Origin of the sequence: Paraburkholderia sediminicola (assembly GCF_046030555.1) — a bacterium.
In the GTDB taxonomy this organism is placed as follows: Bacteria; Pseudomonadota; Gammaproteobacteria; order Burkholderiales; family Burkholderiaceae; genus Paraburkholderia; species Paraburkholderia sediminicola_E.
This window is the reverse complement of record NZ_JAQQCH010000029.1, coordinates 40,125-56,411: the sequence shown is the minus strand read 5'-3', so window position 1 is coordinate 56,411 and position 16,287 is coordinate 40,125. Positions and strand designations below refer to the sequence as shown.

Genomic DNA, 16,287 nt, shown 5'->3' with positions numbered 1-16,287 from the left:
AGGACTCGTATTCTAGCGTTGGCCGCTGCGCAGCCTGTGATACCAGTTCATCAGAGGCGTAGCCGAGACACCATGAATGACGACCGAAGCCGCGACCACGGCTAGCACGAGCGGCACCAGTGGCACGACGTCGGACGCCGCGCCCTGTTCGAGCGCGTACGCCAGGTAGTAAAACGAGCCGATGCCGCGGATGCCGAACCAGCTCATCAAACGCCGCTGTGCTGGCGTCGCGCTCGACCCCAGCAGTGACAACTCCACCGATACCGGCCGCACGAAGACGAACAGCGCCACCGTGAGCGCCACTGTTTGCCACGTAATAAGGGGCGCGTGCAGCGTGGCGAGCACATTGCCGACCATCGCCATCACCGCGACCTCGGCGATGCGTTCGAGCTCGATCGTGAAGCCCATCACCGACTCTGTCATATACGCATGCGCTTTGCTCGGATTCGCCGCGGTGGCCTCGACGTCTTCGGAATCGACTGTGCCGATCGCTTTGCGCGCTGAAACGCCGCCGCTCGCGCGATGTTCGACGCGGCGCATTGCGACACCCGCCGCGAACACCGCCAGAAAGCCATAGGTATGCGCAAGTTGTGCGGTGCCGAACGAGAGTTCGATCAGTCCCAATGCGAAGAAGCCCTCGAGACCAAGCGCCTGCGCGTAGCGCGTACGCAACCAGGTGACCGCATGCGTCGTGACCCAGCCGAGCAGGCCGCCAATCGCGATCGCGCCGACCACGCCCCATACGATGCTGCCGGCGAGCCTGAAAGTCAGCACGTCGCCGGCTTGTGCGGCGGGCGCCGCGCAGATCGCGAGGCCGAGCAGCGCGAAGGGCAGCGCAATGCCGTCGTTCAGGCCGCCTTCGCCGGAGAGCGCGAAGCGCAGCAGGTCGTGATCGCCGGGGTTGTGCACCTGGACGTCATGCGCCAGCACCGGATCGGTGGGCGCGAGGATCGCCGCGAGCAGCAAGGCCGGCCCCCAGCCAAGATGTAATGCATACACGCCGAATAGCGTGAGCAGCGGAATGGTCGCCAGCATGGCGAGGAAGCCGAGCCGCAGTGGCACGGTCCAGAGCTTTTCGAGTACGCCGAGCCGCAAGCGCAGGCCGATAGCGAACAGGGAGACCAGCAGCGCGACTTCGGTGATGATTCGCAGCAGATGCGCATCGACGACGATATCGAGGCGCAACAGGTTCACACCGGATGGCCCGAGCGCGTAGCCGATCGCGAGGTAGAACATGGCGGCGCTAACGGGCAGGCGCCGGAATGTCGTCGCCGCCACGCCCATGAAAACGAGCACGGCGCCGACGATGAGAAACCAGAGAGTTTCGTGCATGAGCATCCGGTTGGGGCCGGCATGCGGACTGTGCATGCGCGGCTGGTTGAAGGGAACACGCCCGAACGCATCATCCACGTCACCTGGGTCACTTCAAGGCGCGCGGCCGAACGCCTCACGTAATTTGCGTTTGGCCTGTTGCAAGGTGTCGCGGCGCGTCTTCGGCAGATTCCTGCCGGCGCGATTGATATAGAAGTTCAGCATCGACATGGCCGACTGGAACGGCGAGCCTTTGCGACGGCGGCTATGCGTCGACGACTGTTTCAGCGATTTCGCGATCGACTCCGCACTGCCAGTTTTGAAAATATCGTGTTCGATATCCATCGCGTCGCTGGTTTCCATCACGTGATGCGACCACTTTTCTGGATGCTTTGCGCTGCTTCCGCCTGCGGTTTTCGCGCGATGCGCGGCATGCGCCTGGGCATGCCGCTGACGCGGTGGGCGTCCTGATTTGCCGCCCGCAACTGGGCGCTTCGATTTGGCGGCGGTTTTTCGGGTGGCCATGATGCCGCCTCCTTATCGCGTCGTGTTCGCGTGGATTACAACTTCACGCCACCGGCTTCCGGCGCATCCGAAGAACCCGGCGGAATGTCGCCGACGCCCAGATCGTCGCGTCGATCGTACCGGTCACGCCCCCAATAGGGCTCGCTGCCGTAGTACTGATGCACGGACGTGGCCCAGGTCTGGTCGGCCATCGCCGGCCAGTGATCCTTATCGAATCCCGGGGCGTTTTTCACGCGTTCGGCTGTCATGTCGAGGACGAAGCACTTCTGTTTTGTATCGAGTGTCAGTGCACTCCACGGAATCGCCAGCAATTTGTCGCCGATGCCAAGAAAGCCGCCGCTCGACAACACCACATACGCAATGCGACCCGAGCCGACGTCGAGCATGATGTCCTTGACCTTGCCGATGTCCTCACCGTCGCTGCTGATGACCTTGTTGCCGTCGAGGGTGGCTGCGGCCATCACGTCCGGGCCGGGACCGTCTGCGGTCATGCTGTCCTTGCCGACGATACGCGCGCCCTGGTCCTGGCGCATTCTGCCAGGGGTCTGTGTCTGGTTAAGCATGATGGTTCTCCCTTACTGGTTCGATGTACGCAGAACTGAGCAACCGGCGTTCCTCGGATCTGGTGGAGTCGCAAACGCTGTGGCGTGGCAGAACCGCAGTGCTTGCGCAGTGCTTCTTCTGGCCGTTCGCCCGAGCGGCACGTAAAGGGTGCTGGTCGTTTGAAACTATTTCATCTGCATGGAGAAATGCATCGCGAGGCATAGCCCTTGCTGCGCTATTTGGGTAGCAGCGAGCACGAGAAATCCGGGTTAGCCGGTCCGGGCGTGTCGATGAATTCCGGATTGCTCGATGGAGCGTGGCAATTTCACGCTGCGAGCGGCTTGCACAACCCATTCACCTGTGGAGATTTCTATGAAATATTCAAGAGCATTGCTGGTAACGGCACTCGTCGCCATGTCGGGCGCCGTGTTTGCGCAGTCGGGCGGTGGCAACGGTAACGGAGGCGGCAACGGATCCGGCGGCTCGGGCAACGCACATGGTGCGGCAACCGCGGGGCCGACGACGGGGGGCGATGCCGCGTCGGGGGCAATGACTGGTGGCTCGTCGACCATGCATCACACGTCGAAGTCGAAGACCAAGACGAAAAAACCGATGAGCGATACGACCAACATGCCGGGTGCGGACGCAAGCAGCGATACTAAGGGCAAATAGCAGCGGCGGTGAACACCACCACGATGAACACCAACGATGGCGGCGAATCCGCGCTCGCATGGATGCAGTCGCGGCTTCGCCTGACCGATGAGGGAGAAACGAGATGAAACAACTATCCAGACAAAGCGTGGGTAATCAGGCGCTAATCGCGGCGGCGGTGGTGTTATTGACCGCGGCCGCCGGTTGCAAACGCGCCGATAACAGCAGCACGGACACGTCCACGGCCGCCAGCTCCGCACTGGCCAGCAGTGGCGTGATGAACGGTAACGCGGCTACGGGTAGCACTGCAGATACGAGTAGTGGCGCGGCAGCTGCCGCCGACGCGGCGAGTACACCGGGTGCTGCCGCATCAGCCTCCGGCGCTAGCCAATAAGATCAAACGGTCGATCCGAACAATCGAGCAGGCATTTGCATGGCAGAAGGCAAGACAGCCGCACCAGGATTCCACCAACGGATGAATCCTGATGCGGCGACTTCAGGTCATCTCCTTCGGCGCCGCCAGTTTTGCCTGGCGAGTGGCCTGTTTGGCGCTACGCGATGCAGCGACCTCGCGTGATGTGACCGGGCGCCTGGAGGTCCGCGTACCCGCCTTGACATCCGTCTTTTCAGCGGCTTTTTTTCGCGCCACCCGGGATTTTTTTAGCAAGCTGGTCAGCGAGCCATTGATACTGTCCGTCACCACCGTCTCGCGCACCTTGCGGCCTTTGGCGCCGGCCTTGCGTGCCAGTTTCATCGCACGTTTCTCCGCATGCGCGAGCAACGCGGCAAATGCCACTTCATCCACTCTCAATCCACGGCGCGCCTGGCCGGCCGGGACGCTCTGCAGCTCATCGGCTTCGAACGCGCTGATGACTGCCGGATGGATGTAGCAGCGCCGGCAAACCGCCGGTGTATTGCGCAGTAATGCGGCCACATCCTTGACGGTTGCCACGATATGGCGGCGCGCTTCCGCCGCGTTGCTGCACATCAAGCGTCTGAGTGCGGCCAACGCAAAGACGCTGCCGGCCCAGGTTCGATAGTCCTTCGCGGTGAAATCGGCATCACTTGCACGGCGCAGGTAATCGTTGATGTCGGCCGAACCGACCGTGCGGCGCGTGCCGTCGTCATCGAGATACTGGAAAAGGTCATGGCCGGGCAGTTCGGCGCAGCGGCGCACGATGCGTTTGACACGCGGATTGTCCACAGTCACGTCATGCTCGATCCCGCTCTTGCCGCGAAACCTGAAGCGCAGTTGGCCGGCTTCGATCTTCATATGTTTCTTGCGCAGCGTCGTCAAACCGTACGACTGGTTATCGCGCGCATATTCCACGCTGCCGATGCGAATCAACGTGGTATCGAGCAACTGCACGATCGCGGCGAGGACCTTATCGTATGGCATGCCAGGCAATTTCAGATCACGTGCCACGCGTGCGCGGATCTTCGGCAGCGCACGGCCGAATTCGGCCATACGTTCGTACTTGTCGGCGTCGCGTGTCTCGCGCCAACGTGGGTGATACCGGTATTGCTTGCGACCGCGTGCATCGCGGCCCGTCGCCTGGATATGGCCACGTGCGTCGGGACAGATCCAGACGTCCTCATAAGCGGGCGGAATGGCGAGCGCATTGATGCGCTTGATTTCCTCTTTGTCGTCGATGCGCTTGCCGGTCTGGTCCACATAAATGAAACCGTCTTTTTCACGCTTGCGGGTGTAGCCGGGTTTGCTGTCGTCGGCGTGGCGCAAGCCCGGCGGCATGGCGGCAAGCGCGGCTGCTTGCGCGGCTTTGCTGTCAGCGCGCTCAGGTCGCTCAGTACCGCGTTTGGTGGAGTGAGTCGTGGCAGCCATCGTCGCAGGTAGAAGTTTCAAGCACGCCGCGCGGTTTGCGCCGGTGTTCGCCTGCAAGCAAAGGCAATGCCTGGCGCCGGGCGTGGCGTATTGCGTGAGACGTACTGCGTGAAGCGCGAGCGGAACGGTCCTTGCGAATGCTCATGGTGGGTACTGGATAAACCAAGGAGAGCACCATGAGTAGCACGCTGAACCCCGATGAAGAGCCGCAACAGATCGTCAAACAAACCTCAGGCACGACCGGTGCGCTCGGCCCGAGCGATTCGTCCGATAGCGGCAGCGACGTCGCCGGCGCGAAGCGTCACGAATTCGATGTCGATTCCGAACTGGACAACCACGCGCTCGAAACGGGCGATACCGAGCTCGGCAGCGATACCGATCGCGCTGGTACCGGCGAGCGGGCCGCCGCCGACGGCGACTCGACGCTGGTCGAGAGCGCTGATATTGAACCCGACCGAATCGTCGATCCGCTGGCCGCCGATGACGATGGTCTCGACGAAGATCCGGAGGGTCGCTAGGCGGCAGTCGCACATAGGCACGCCTTTTGCTATAAAGGGACATAGCAGGCGCAAGGCTGCCTCAGCGAACTCAACTGCCGAGGCGCGCAGGCGTTGTTCTGAAATGCTGTGCCTCGTTGTTCAGTTCGCTTCGATGGCTATGTTCACCAGGGAGAAAATGTATGAAATTCCGGTATTCCCTACACGTGATGACCGTTGCGTTGGGGCTTGGCGCAGCGTCGATCGGCCCTGCATACGCTCAAGCCAGTGACGCACCCGCGAGCGATGCACCGGTGAGCGGCACTCAACTCTCGCCTGCCGACCAGCAGTTCGTGCAGGACGCCTCACAGTCCGACGCCACTGAAATCGCGGCAAGCAAAGTTGCGCTCAAGAATTCGAGCGATCCGCACGTCAAGAAATTCGCGCAGCAAATGATCACGGACCATACGAAACTGTCGCGCGGAATGGCCGCACTCGCCGCGAAGAAGGGGCTTAACACGGCTCCGTCCGCCGATTCCGCGCTGGTCGGCAAACTGCAAACGCTCAAGGGCCGTGAATTCGATCAGGCCTACGTCGAGCAGATCGGTGTGGAAGCGCATCAGCGAGCGGTCGACCTGTTTCAGCAGGAAAGCCAGAGCGGCACCGATTCACAGCTGAAGGCGGCGGCCACGCATGCACTGCCGACCATCAAACATCACCTCGCAATGGCGCAGCAACTTGCCGGCTCAATGAAGGGTTCGTCATGAACGCGATCCTGCCGCGGCCGGCCTATGAGGATTCCCTTATGCACATCACTTTTTCCGACGACCAGCCTGCCTTCGACGGAGCGAATCTGACCGTGCGCTTCATGGCGCGTGTCGACGGCGAAGCGGTTGAGTGCGCGATCACGGCAGAGGCGCTGGAAGATCATTTCGGCGCCGATTCCGCGCTGGAATCGACCCTGATGGCCGCCTTCGACAAGGGCCGAAACCGCATCCGCTCGGTTTGCGCGGAAGCACTCGACCAGAACGGCGGCGATGGCGTAGTGTTGCATAGTGGACTGTTCAGAGTGGAAGGCATGGAGCCCGATCGCGGCACCACCGCGTAGTCCGGGCGCATGCCTGCCGCCTGCGCGCAACGTTCAGCGCGGCGCTGTTCGGCGGCACGATCCGCAAAACGCGATTCAACGATGCAAGGAGGCCTCATGTCACTCATCGTCGCAGCACGGTTTACGACTTTCCCCGCCGCTGAAGACGCGGCGAAAAAGCTCTTTAACGCAGGTTTCGTCGAAGAAGACGTCACGTTGTTCTTTGTCAATCCGCGCGGCCAGCACGCGCGTTATCCGATCGGCGGCGATGTCGGCACCGACGCGGGCGCGAGGGACGCGCCGAAAGGCGCAGGAATGGGCGTCACCATCGGCGCGGTAGTCGGTGCCGTGGTCGGCGTCGCGATATTTGCGGCGTTTTCGGCACCTATTCTCGTCTCGCTGATCGCGGCCGGCGTCGGCGCGTACGTCGGCTCATTGGTCGGGGCGATGGCGCGCACTCGCGAAGGCGCAAAAACCGGCCACCATTTGCCATTTCATCAGGAAGTGCGCGATTCCGGCGTACTGGTTGCCGTGCATGTGTGCCCCGACAATCAATTCGACGCTGCTCGCGTATTGCGCGAAGCAGGAGGGCTGGCGATTGAACGCGCGAGCGGGCGCTGGCAGCAGGGGCGCTGGGCCGACTTCGATCCGCTCAAAACGCCTGAACCGCTCAACGAATTCAGTGAGAAGCATGCTTAAGTAAGGTGAGCGCTTTCGTTTTTTCGTTTGAGCGTAGACGCGGTGAATAACAGAACGGCCCAACACATGTCGGGCCGTTTTGCATTCAGCCGGTCGAAACCAGGGCGGGCAACTTTTACGCGCGTCGGCAAGATTGCGGCCGCTTGTCCATGCTTGCCACCGCGGCCAGACAGGGTATCGACGAGGGTATCGACGGCCGGTGTGCCGGGCATGGCTCATGCGTATGGAAAGAGGAACCCTGTTGCTGCATGGAAGTGCGTAGCAACGGATTCCACAATCAACGAAACCCCTGGAGGTATTGAATGGCTACGAACGTTGTTTCCGTGCTGAACGATCTGGTCGAGACGTCGAAGGATGGCGAAAAGGGCTTTCGCAAAGCAGCAGAAGACGCGCATGACGCGCAGCTGAAGACGCTGTTTCTGACGCGAGCCGAAGACTGCACGCGTGGTGCGCGTGAATTGCAGGACGCGGTTCAAGCTTTGGGCGGTAAGCCCGAAACGGGCGGCAGCGTGAGCGGTGCGCTGCATCGTGGTTGGGTCGACGTGAAATCGGCCGTGACGGATCGCAGCGACCACGAGATCCTGGCCGAATGCGAAAAGGGCGAAGACGTCGCGAAGAAGCGCTATCACGATGCGCTCGAAAAGGAATTGCCGGCGGATGTACGCGTTATCGTCGAGCGTCAATATCAAGGCGTGCTGCAAAACCATGATCGCATACGCGATCTGCGCGATCAGTACGCTGCGACCGGGCGTTAATTGGCAGTAGGCTAGTAAGTATCCAGACGGCGCTCGTAAGAGCGCCGGTCTGGATTGTGGATTGCCCGGTCTTATTCTGCTGTGACCTTCAGGTGGTTCTTCACGCTCGAAACGCCATCGACACCCTTCACGACTTCTCCGGCGGCTGCCTTGTCGTCTGCAGAGGGCACCGAACCCGTGAGCCACACCACGCCCTTGCGGGTCTTCACGTGGATATGGGTCGACTTGACGTTCTTCGCGCTAAGCAATTCGGCTTTGGCTTTGGTGGTGATGGTGCCGTCGTCGACGTGCTGGCCGATGGTTTCGGACGCTGCCGACGGGGCCGAAGCGCTAGTTTGTGCCGTAGCGTTCAGTGCAAATGCGACGCAAGCGATGCTGCCCGCGGTCTTCAAGAGTTGGATGGTCTTCATGGTTTCTCCTTTCGGTGTTGATGAAAATTACTGCGTTGTTACCTCAAGATGATTGGTCCGCAAGTCGCGTGCCCGGCCCACCGTGCGGGTGTCCCCGACATCGGAAAAGCCGTTACGGCCCATGCATTTGGGCTGAAGAATAGAGGGGTGGGCAGGCGCGGCGTGCTGTCCGGCGGCCCGAAAGGTGTGCGACCGGAAATTGCCGGGTCCTTGTAAAAATGGGGCGCGCCCACTGTGCAATCGGCGGGCCTGAAAGAGCAAAACTTAGAAAAAACAGGGCATTGGGCGACCTGGTATGACAGTTGCTCTGTAGAGGTCACGAACCATTTCTCAGTGATTAACGGGACCTCTCTACAATGCCTTCAATTGAACTACGCACAAGGCAGTCTCTCGCCCTCACACCACGTCTGCAGCAATCGGTGCGTCTGTTGCAGTTGTCGTCTCTGGAGTTCCAGCAGGAGTTGCGTACCGCGCTCGACACCAATCCGTTCCTCGAGTACGACTCGTCGGACACGGAAGACGTCGCGCTCGCCACCGCTTCACCCGGCGACGATACAGGTGCGACGCCGGCCACTGACGCGGTCGCCACGGCCGAAGCCGAACCGGTGCAGTCCGAAGCCAGCGGCACGACGGAGAGCGCGGAGCAGGATGACATGCCCGGCGACTTTTCGGGCGACTACAGCAGCCGCAGTTCGACGCGCCAGAACGGCGACTCTGACGGCAGCGATCCCGCCGAATGGGCGCGTTCCCAACCCACGTTGCGCGAGCAGTTGCATGACTCGCTGCGGTTGTACCGACTCGACGACCGTGACCGCGCGGTGGCCCGCTTCATCGTCGAGGCCCTCGACGATGACGGCTATCTGCGTCAGGAACTCTCCGATCTTGCGGATAGCGTCGACCTCGAACCTGAATTGACCGAAGAAGAATTGCTGGTGGCGCTGCGTCTCGTGCAATCGCTTGATCGTCCGGGCCTTGGTGCGCGCACGCTGTCCGAGTGTCTGTCGCTGCAGGTCAACGCCTTGCCCGCGGACACGCCGGGACGCGAGGTGGCGCGGCAGATCGTCGACCATCATCTCGAACGCCTTGCACGCCGCGAACAGGCTGAGTTGCAAAAGCAGATCGGCTGCAGCGCCGAGGAATTGCGGGTGGCCTGCGCGCTGGTGCGCAAGCTCGACCCGAAGCCGGGCAACAGCTATGGCCGTACCGAAGACAACTACGTGGTGCCGGACGTGATCGTGCGTCAGGTGCGCAACAAGTGGGTCGTGACGATCAATCCGGCCGTGCAGCCGCGCGCTCGCATCCATCGCATGTATGCGGAGCTGTTCGCGCAGTCGGCCGGCACAAGCCGCTCGCCGCTCGCGCAACAATTGCAGGAAGCGCGCTGGCTGATCCGCAATGCGCAGCAGCGCTTCGATACGATTCAACGCGTGGCCGAATGCATCGTCGCGCATCAGAAGGCCTTTTTCCAGTACGGCGAAATTGCGCTCAAGCCGATGGTGCTGCGCGATGTGGCTGAAGAACTCGGTCTGCATGAATCCACCATTTCGCGTGCGACCGGCAACAAATATATGGCCACGCCGCGCGGCATCTTCGAGTTCAAGCACTTCTTCCCGCGAGAGCTCGGCACGGAAAGCGGCGGCACCTGTTCGGCCGCTGCCGTGCGCGCCTTGCTCAAGGAAATGATCGCGGCGGAAAACACGCGCGATCCACTGTCTGATGTGACGCTCGCGAAGATGCTCGCGGATCAGGGTGTGCTGGTGGCACGGCGCACGGTAGCGAAATACCGCCATCTGATGAAAGTGCCGCCGGCGGAGCTGCGCCGCCAGGTTTAAGCGTACTTCAACCGATCTGAACGAAGCTTTATCGAAGGGTCATGCGAGACTGAGTGCTCGCATGACCCTTTTTCGTATCTGGACGTTTCGCGCGCGCCCCATTACATTGGCGGCTCAAGTCGAAACGGGGTGAGTCAATGAAGTACTCGAATCTGGTCGAGCGTTTGCAAGGCAAGCGCACGTCGGCGTGGGAAATCCATCGTGTCGCGCAACAAGCGCTCGCCAATGGCGAAGACGTGATCGTGCTGAGCGTCGGCGACCCCGACTTCGCTACGCCCACGCCGATCGTCGAGCGCGCCATCGAGGCGTTACGCAGCGGCGATACACATTACAGTGCCGTGTCCGGGCGTGAGCCGCTGCGTGCGGCGATTGCCGAAGAACACACCCGCACCGCCGGCTGCGCCGCGAGCGCGGCTAACGTGATCCTGACGGCGGGTGCCCAGAACGGCGTGTTCGCCACGTCGCTATGCCTGCTGGAAGCGGGCGACGAAGTGATCGTTCCTGAGCCGATGTATCTCACGTACGAGGCCTGCGTGCGCGCTGCGGGCGCTACGCTCGTGCCTGTGCCGGTCGATTCTGCGCGGGCGTTTCACCTCGACTGCGACGCGCTCGAAGCGGCCGTCACGCCACGCACCCGGGCGATTTTTTTTGCTACCCCCTGTAATCCGACAGGCGTAGTGATGCCGCGTGCCGACCTCGAGCGCATCGCGCGGCTGGCCAACGAGCATGACCTATGGGTGCTGTCCGACGAAGTCTATGCGGATCTCACATTCGAACGCGAGCACGTGAGCATCGCGACGTTGCCTGGCATGGCGGAGCGCACGGTGACGCTCGGCAGTCTGTCGAAATCGCATGCAATGGCGGGTTGGCGTGTGGGCTGGGCGATTGGGCCCGCCATACTCATTGAGCATATGGGTCGGCTCGCGCTGGCCATGCTCTATGGCTTGCCGGGCTTCATCCAGCAGGCCGCATTAACGGCCTTGCAGAGCAAGGCACCGATCGTCGCTGAAATGCGCGAGATCTACCGGCGTCGCCGCGACGTCGTATTCGAGCGCCTGCACCGCGTGCCGGGTTTGCGTTGCCTGCTGCCGGAAGCCGGCATGTTCATGATGGTCGACGTCAGCGGAACGGGCCTCGATACGGTCGATTTCACCTGGCAACTGTTTCGCGCGCACGGTGTGTCGCTGCTCGACGCCAGCGCATTCGGCGAGACGGCGAATGGCTTCGTGCGGCTGGGCTTCGTGGTGGACGAAGCGAGCCTGATCGATGCGTGCGAACGGATTGCCACGTTCGTCGGCGGATTGCAGGTACGTAATCAGGCATTGCCGGCAGCCTAGCGCTTCGGCCTCAAACAGAGCCTTTACGCATTCCTCGCGCCCGGCTTCGAGCCGGCGCGAGGTGTCCACTCCCGGGTGTCCAATCACGCATCGGCACCTGAAATCAGGGTTGTAATTCACCTGCGCGTCTGATTTACTCAGAACATCCGGACTCCGTCAGGCCCTTGCCACACGGCTTCCGCGGCATTGTCACATCCATTGCAAGAGCGAATTTCACGTGTGAGAATACACGTGCGCTCGCAGCATACTAACTATTTAGTTAAAATAAGGCCCGCACCGTTGTTCGTAACGGAGTTTGTCCAAGGAGTTCGATATGTCGAGACGGAAATTCCTTTCGTCGATGCTGATGCTGGTCGCCGGTGTGGCAGTCGCGAAAGTGAAGGTGATTTTTGGCGGCATGCCATGGAGCAAAGACCCCGCGGTCTTGCCGCAGCCGGTCGTGGCAGGCGGCTGGACCTTCTTCACCGCGGAAGAGGCATCAACTGTCGAGGCGATTGCCGATCGTCTGATTCCCGCTGATGAACTGAGCATCGGCGGACGTGAAGCCGGTTGCGCCGTGTTTATCGACCGGCAATTGAGCGGCGACTTCGGCCGCGCGACGACGCAATACCGCAGCGGCCCGGTCACGCCCGGCACCCCGCAGCAAGGGCCGCAGTTCAGCCAGACCCCGGCCGAGCGCTATCGCGCCGGCCTGAACTCGCTCGCGCAGCATTGTCAGAGCGCGCAAGGCAAGCCGTTTCACGCGCTTGACGCCGCACAGCAGGACACCTTGCTTCAGCAGATCGAAGCCGGGCAGCTCAAGTTCGACAACGTCGACGGCGCAGCCTTCTTCAACATGATGCTGCAGAACGTCCGCGAAGGCTTCTTTGCCGATCCGGTCTACGGCGGCAACAAGGAGATGGCGGGCTGGAAAATGCTCGGCTTTCCCGGCGCGCAGTACGACTTTCGCGACGTGATCGGCCGGCGCGGTGAAGACCTCAAGGTGATTCCAATCAGCCTGATAGGCAGCAAGAGCTGATTCGCGGCAGAAGAATGCCCACGAGAACGCAATACTCAAACGCGTCGCAAACAGGCGGCGCGGTTCCCACAGCATGGCGCACGCCGTGCGTTGCGAGCGCGAACGGCAAGACCGCGCGCCCGCGCATTGATCATTGAAACCTGGAGAATCTGGATGGCACAGAAACGCGCCAAAGTGGACGCGGTCATCGTCGGACTCGGCTGGTCAGGTTCCCTGATGGCCAACGAATTGACCCAGGCGGGCCTGAACGTGGTGGCGATCGAACGTGGCGCGTGGCGCGACACGTCAAGTGACTTCCCGACCACCATCGACACCGATGAACTGCGTTTCGCGACACGCCGCTCGCTGATGCAGCCGCCGGCAATCGAAACGCTCACGTTTCGCAATACCGTCGAGCAAACGGCGCTGCCGCTGCGCGACTGGAACACCTACCAGTTCGGTATTGGCGTGGGCGGCGCGGGCACGCACTGGAACGGCATGACGTGGCGTTTTCTGCCCACCGACTTCATCACGAAGAGCCATACCGTTGAACGCTACGGCGCGAACAAGCTGCTCGACGGTTTGACCGTGCAGGACTGGGGGGTGACCTATGGCGACCTGGAGGCGTATTACGACAAGTTCGAACGGCTCGCCGGCACCTCGGGCCGCGCGGGCAACATTCAGGGCAAGATCCAGCCGGGCGGCAATCCATTTGAGGGTCCGCGTTCGCGCGACTATCCGCTGCCGCCGCTAGAACGCACGCAAGTCGCCATGATGTTCGACAAGGCCACCCGCGATCTCGGCCTGCATCCATTCGCGGTGCCCGCGGGCAACACCTCGGGTGCGTACGTGAATCCGCTCGGCGTGCATATGGCGCCGTGCACGTACTGCGGATATTGCGAGTTCTTCGGCTGTGGCAACTGGTCGAAGAGCAGTCCGCAGGCGTGCATCATGCCGGCGCTGATGCAGCGTAAGAACTTCAGCGTCATCCCGCAGGCGGAAGTGCTGCGCGTGAATCTGGCCGACGACAGGAAAACCGCCACGGGTGTGACCTTCGTCGACGAGAACAACAACGAGTGGGAACAGCCGGCGGACATCGTCGTGATCGCCGCGTATCAGATGGACAACGTACGCCTGATGCTGCTTTCGGGCATCGGCCAACCCTACGATCATGCTCGCGGCGAAGGGGTGGTGGGGCGCAATTACGCGTATCAGACGATTGCGGGCGCATCGATTTTCTTCGAAGGTCAGCGGCTGAATCCGTTCATCGGCGCGGGCGCGCTCGCGCAAGCCGTCGATGACTTCAACGGCGACAACTTCGATCACAGCAACCACGATTTCATCGGCGGTGGCGTGGCGCTCGTGCATTCCACCAACGGCCGCCCGATCGGTCTCGCCAATGGCGTGCCGCCCGGCACACCGCGTTGGGGCAGCGCCTGGAAGAAGGCCTACAAAGAGAGTTATCAGAACTACAACTCGATTTATTGCATGGGTAACAGCTACCCGCATCGCGACGTGTTCCTCGATCTCGATCCGACCTACAAGGATCGCTTTGGCCGGCCGCTGCTGCGCGTGACCTTCGACTGGAACGAGAACGACAAGCGCTCGGCGAAATTCATGGCTGACCGCTCCGAGGAAATCGGTCATGCGATGGGCGCGAAAACCGTGGTGCGCTCCGAGCCCACCGCGAAGCCGTTTTCGCCCATGGACAATCTGTCCTCGCACACCACTGGCGGCGCCGTGATGGGCGACGATCCGAAGACGAGCGCGTTGAACCGCTACTTGCAGAGCTGGGACGTGCACAACACCTTCGTGGTCGGCGCATCGGCATTCGCCAACAACGGCGGCTACAACCCGACCGGCACCGTCGCCGCGCTCACGCTGTGGGCCGCCGAGGCGATCAGAACGCAGTACCTGAAGTCACCTGGCCCGCTGGTGAGGACCTGAGCATGCGCACAAAATCTTTGTTGGGGATCGTGGCGCTTGCCTGTGCGAGCGCGGCCGCGTGGATCGGCGTGCAGCATCGCGCGGTGGCCCAGGATGCGCCGGCGCGGGCGGTGCATGGCGCTGCGGCGGCCGCTGGCCCGGCTGCCGAGGCGGTCGAGCGCGGCCGCTATCTGGCGCGTACCGGCGACTGTATTGCGTGTCACACAGCCCAGGGCGGCCAGCCGTTCGCGGGCGGCCTCGCGATCGACACACCGTTTGGCAAGATCGTCGCCAGCAATATCACGCCGGACAAGCAAACCGGTATCGGCGACTGGAGCGAGTCCGAGTTCATCCGCGCGGTGAAGCAGGGTGTCGGCAAGCACGGCGAATATCTCTATCCGGCGATGCCATACACCGCGTACGCGAAGGTGAGCGATCAGGATCTGCGTGACATCAAGGCCTATCTGGACACGGTGCCCGCGGTGAGCAACAAGGTCGACGCCAACCAGTTGCCGTTTCCGTTCAACATCCGCTTGCTGATGTTTGGCTGGAATCTGCTGTTCTTCGACAAAACCCCGTTCAAGGCCGATCCGAAGCAATCGGTAGAGTGGAATCGCGGTGCGTATCTGGTGCAAGGACTCGGGCACTGCGCGTCCTGCCATACGCCGAAGAACTTCCTGGGCGGCGACGGTGCTGCGTTGCAGGGCGGTGAGTTGCAAGGCTGGTATGCACCGGAGATCACCAGCAATGCGCATGTGGGGCTGGGTGGCTGGTCGGTTGACGATATCGCGGCCTATCTGAAGAACGGCGGCAATGATCGCTCGGTGGCGTCGGGGCCGATGGCCGAGGCCGTTACCAATTCGACGCAGTATTTGACGCAGGCGGATTTGCGGGCGATCGGCGTCTATCTGAAGAGCTTCCCGGGCTCGGATAAGGCTGCGCCTGCAGCGCTCGACGCCGGCGGTGAGTCGATGCGTCTGGGGCATCAGGTGTTCCTGAACAACTGTGCGGCTTGCCATCGATCGAACGGCGCGGGCGTGCCGGCGATGGTGTCGTCGCTGAGTGCAAGCGCCGGCGTTCAGCAGCCTAACCCTGCGAACCTGTTGCGGACAATCCTGATCGGCAGCCGTGGGGCGGTGACCGAAAGCAATCCGACTGGGGCGGCAATGCCCAACTTCAGCTGGAAGCTGTCCGATGCCGAGGTCGCGGCGGTGGCAACTTATGTGCGCAATAGCTGGGGCAATGCGGCGGACGCTGTTACGGCCGAACAGGCCGGCAAGGCGCGAGCGTCGCTCGGTGCCCGGCCGGTTGTGACGATGACCGCTACCGCGTCGGCTCACTAATTTTTCCAACGCGGGTTATACGACAAGGTAGTAAGAGTTGGGAGCGTACTTCGCGAGACCGTGCGCTCAGGTTGTGACGCGGCGCCTTCAAAGGGGTCTTTGACTGGCGCCGGCTTTCTTTAACGTTTCGGTTTGTTTTCGTTTCCCCCAATGAAACGATGCGGCGCGGGAGAGGCGCGCGTTGCAGCCAGTTTTCGGTTGACGTAGTCGATGCTTGCGTCAAGAATCGTTCGCCGAGTTCGTCTTAATCTGGACAATCGGATATCGACGTATATCGACTCGCAGCCGGGAACCACGCACATGGGCCTTCGCTTCTACCTCTCGTTGCGCCAATCACTGGTGGCAGGATCCATGGCGGCCGCCATGTTGGCGATGGCCTTGCTCCTCGCCATCGTCGCCACGTTCAGCCAGATGTGCGCGGCGGCCGAACTGGATGACTCATCCGCCGCATCCGCCAGCACGGATTGCCGCGGTAGATGAGATGCCACGATGACATTCGCATGCGAGATCGCCGGCGTACCGGCCGATGCAGCCGCGAACTTTGATATCATC

At 61.9% G+C, this 16,287-nt stretch carries 18 protein-coding genes; 12 read left to right on the top strand and 6 right to left on the bottom strand.

What is annotated here, in order from left to right:
• Nucleotides 1–12: 12 nt before the first annotated feature.
• The 3 genes from PQQ52_RS29975 to PQQ52_RS29965 form a co-directional block, all read right to left on the bottom strand.
• Entirely contained in the window at nt 13–1,332 is a 1,320-nt protein-coding gene (locus PQQ52_RS29975) for a cation:proton antiporter (protein WP_408219690.1), read from the bottom strand.
• Nucleotides 1,333–1,425: 93 nt separating this feature from the next.
• Nucleotides 1,426–1,836 (bottom strand): DUF3175 domain-containing protein, encoded by a 411-nt coding sequence (locus PQQ52_RS29970; protein ID WP_408219687.1) that lies wholly within the window; start codon nt 1,834–1,836, stop codon nt 1,426–1,428.
• Between the two features lie 35 nt (nt 1,837–1,871).
• Nucleotides 1,872–2,399, bottom strand: coding sequence for a PRC-barrel domain-containing protein (locus PQQ52_RS29965; RefSeq protein WP_408219684.1), 528 nt, complete (start codon nt 2,397–2,399; stop codon nt 1,872–1,874).
• Between the two features lie 352 nt (nt 2,400–2,751).
• Between PQQ52_RS29965 and PQQ52_RS29960 the strand changes: the two genes are divergently transcribed.
• Nucleotides 2,752–3,051: a hypothetical protein gene (locus PQQ52_RS29960; protein ID WP_408219681.1), complete on the top strand. Its 300-nt coding sequence runs from the start codon at nt 2,752–2,754 to the stop codon at nt 3,049–3,051.
• Nucleotides 3,052–3,154: 103 nt separating this feature from the next.
• Complete coding sequence (locus PQQ52_RS29955; protein ID WP_408219678.1) at nt 3,155–3,424, top strand: hypothetical protein; 270 nt, start codon at nt 3,155–3,157, stop codon at nt 3,422–3,424.
• 102 nt (nt 3,425–3,526) lie between these two features.
• On the opposite strand, the gene PQQ52_RS29950 is transcribed toward PQQ52_RS29955, so the two are convergent.
• Entirely contained in the window at nt 3,527–4,873 is a 1,347-nt protein-coding gene (locus tag PQQ52_RS29950; protein WP_408219747.1) for a DNA topoisomerase IB, read from the bottom strand.
• A gap of 176 nt (nt 4,874–5,049) precedes the next feature.
• On the opposite strand from PQQ52_RS29950, the gene PQQ52_RS29945 reads away from it, so the two are divergent.
• The 5 genes from PQQ52_RS29945 (at nt 5,050) to PQQ52_RS29925 (ending at nt 7,890) form a co-directional block, all read left to right on the top strand.
• On the top strand, nt 5,050–5,391 hold the full coding sequence (locus PQQ52_RS29945; RefSeq protein WP_408219675.1) for a chemotaxis protein: 342 nt from the start codon (nt 5,050–5,052) through the stop codon (nt 5,389–5,391).
• A gap of 161 nt (nt 5,392–5,552) precedes the next feature.
• The gene (locus tag PQQ52_RS29940; protein ID WP_408219673.1) at nt 5,553–6,116 is read left to right on the top strand and encodes a DUF4142 domain-containing protein; all 564 of its coding nucleotides are present in this window, start codon (nt 5,553–5,555) and stop codon (nt 6,114–6,116) included.
• Nucleotides 6,113–6,457 carry a DUF1488 family protein gene (locus PQQ52_RS29935; RefSeq protein WP_408219670.1) on the top strand — a complete coding sequence of 115 codons (345 nt, stop codon included), beginning with the start codon at nt 6,113–6,115 and terminating at the stop codon, nt 6,455–6,457. Before PQQ52_RS29940 ends, PQQ52_RS29935 begins: the two co-directional genes overlap by 4 nt.
• Before the next feature lie 96 nt (nt 6,458–6,553).
• The gene (locus PQQ52_RS29930; protein ID WP_408219667.1) at nt 6,554–7,135 is read left to right on the top strand and encodes a hypothetical protein; all 582 of its coding nucleotides are present in this window, start codon (nt 6,554–6,556) and stop codon (nt 7,133–7,135) included.
• Nucleotides 7,136–7,437: 302 nt separating this feature from the next.
• Entirely contained in the window at nt 7,438–7,890 is a 453-nt protein-coding gene (locus tag PQQ52_RS29925) for a PA2169 family four-helix-bundle protein (protein ID WP_408219664.1), read from the top strand.
• Between the two features lie 71 nt (nt 7,891–7,961).
• Here the strand turns inward: PQQ52_RS29925 and PQQ52_RS29920 are convergent, their stop codons facing one another.
• Nucleotides 7,962–8,300, bottom strand: a complete 339-nt coding sequence (locus PQQ52_RS29920) for a BON domain-containing protein (RefSeq protein ID WP_408219662.1) — start codon at nt 8,298–8,300, stop codon at nt 7,962–7,964.
• A gap of 356 nt (nt 8,301–8,656) precedes the next feature.
• Here PQQ52_RS29920 and PQQ52_RS29915 point away from each other — a divergent pair, with 356 nt between their 5' ends.
• The 5 genes from PQQ52_RS29915 (at nt 8,657) to PQQ52_RS29895 (ending at nt 15,735) form a co-directional block, all read left to right on the top strand.
• Nucleotides 8,657–10,132, top strand: coding sequence for an RNA polymerase factor sigma-54 (locus PQQ52_RS29915; RefSeq protein WP_408219659.1), 1,476 nt, complete (start codon nt 8,657–8,659; stop codon nt 10,130–10,132).
• Between the two features lie 137 nt (nt 10,133–10,269).
• Nucleotides 10,270–11,469 carry a pyridoxal phosphate-dependent aminotransferase gene (locus PQQ52_RS29910; protein WP_408219656.1) on the top strand — a complete coding sequence of 400 codons (1,200 nt, stop codon included), beginning with the start codon at nt 10,270–10,272 and terminating at the stop codon, nt 11,467–11,469.
• 313 nt (nt 11,470–11,782) lie between these two features.
• A complete protein-coding gene (locus PQQ52_RS29905; protein ID WP_408219654.1) occupies nt 11,783–12,487 on the top strand; it encodes a gluconate 2-dehydrogenase subunit 3 family protein in 705 nt (234 codons plus the stop codon).
• A gap of 153 nt (nt 12,488–12,640) precedes the next feature.
• Nucleotides 12,641–14,413 (top strand): GMC family oxidoreductase, encoded by a 1,773-nt coding sequence (locus PQQ52_RS29900; protein ID WP_408219652.1) that lies wholly within the window; start codon nt 12,641–12,643, stop codon nt 14,411–14,413.
• A gap of 2 nt (nt 14,414–14,415) precedes the next feature.
• Entirely contained in the window at nt 14,416–15,735 is a 1,320-nt protein-coding gene (locus tag PQQ52_RS29895; RefSeq protein WP_408219649.1) for a c-type cytochrome, read from the top strand.
• A 314-nt stretch (nt 15,736–16,049) separates the two neighbouring features.
• Here the strand turns inward: PQQ52_RS29895 and PQQ52_RS29890 are convergent, their stop codons facing one another.
• The gene (locus PQQ52_RS29890; RefSeq protein ID WP_408219646.1) at nt 16,050–16,223 is read right to left on the bottom strand and encodes a hypothetical protein; all 174 of its coding nucleotides are present in this window, start codon (nt 16,221–16,223) and stop codon (nt 16,050–16,052) included.
• Between the last annotated feature and the right edge of the window lie 64 nt (nt 16,224–16,287).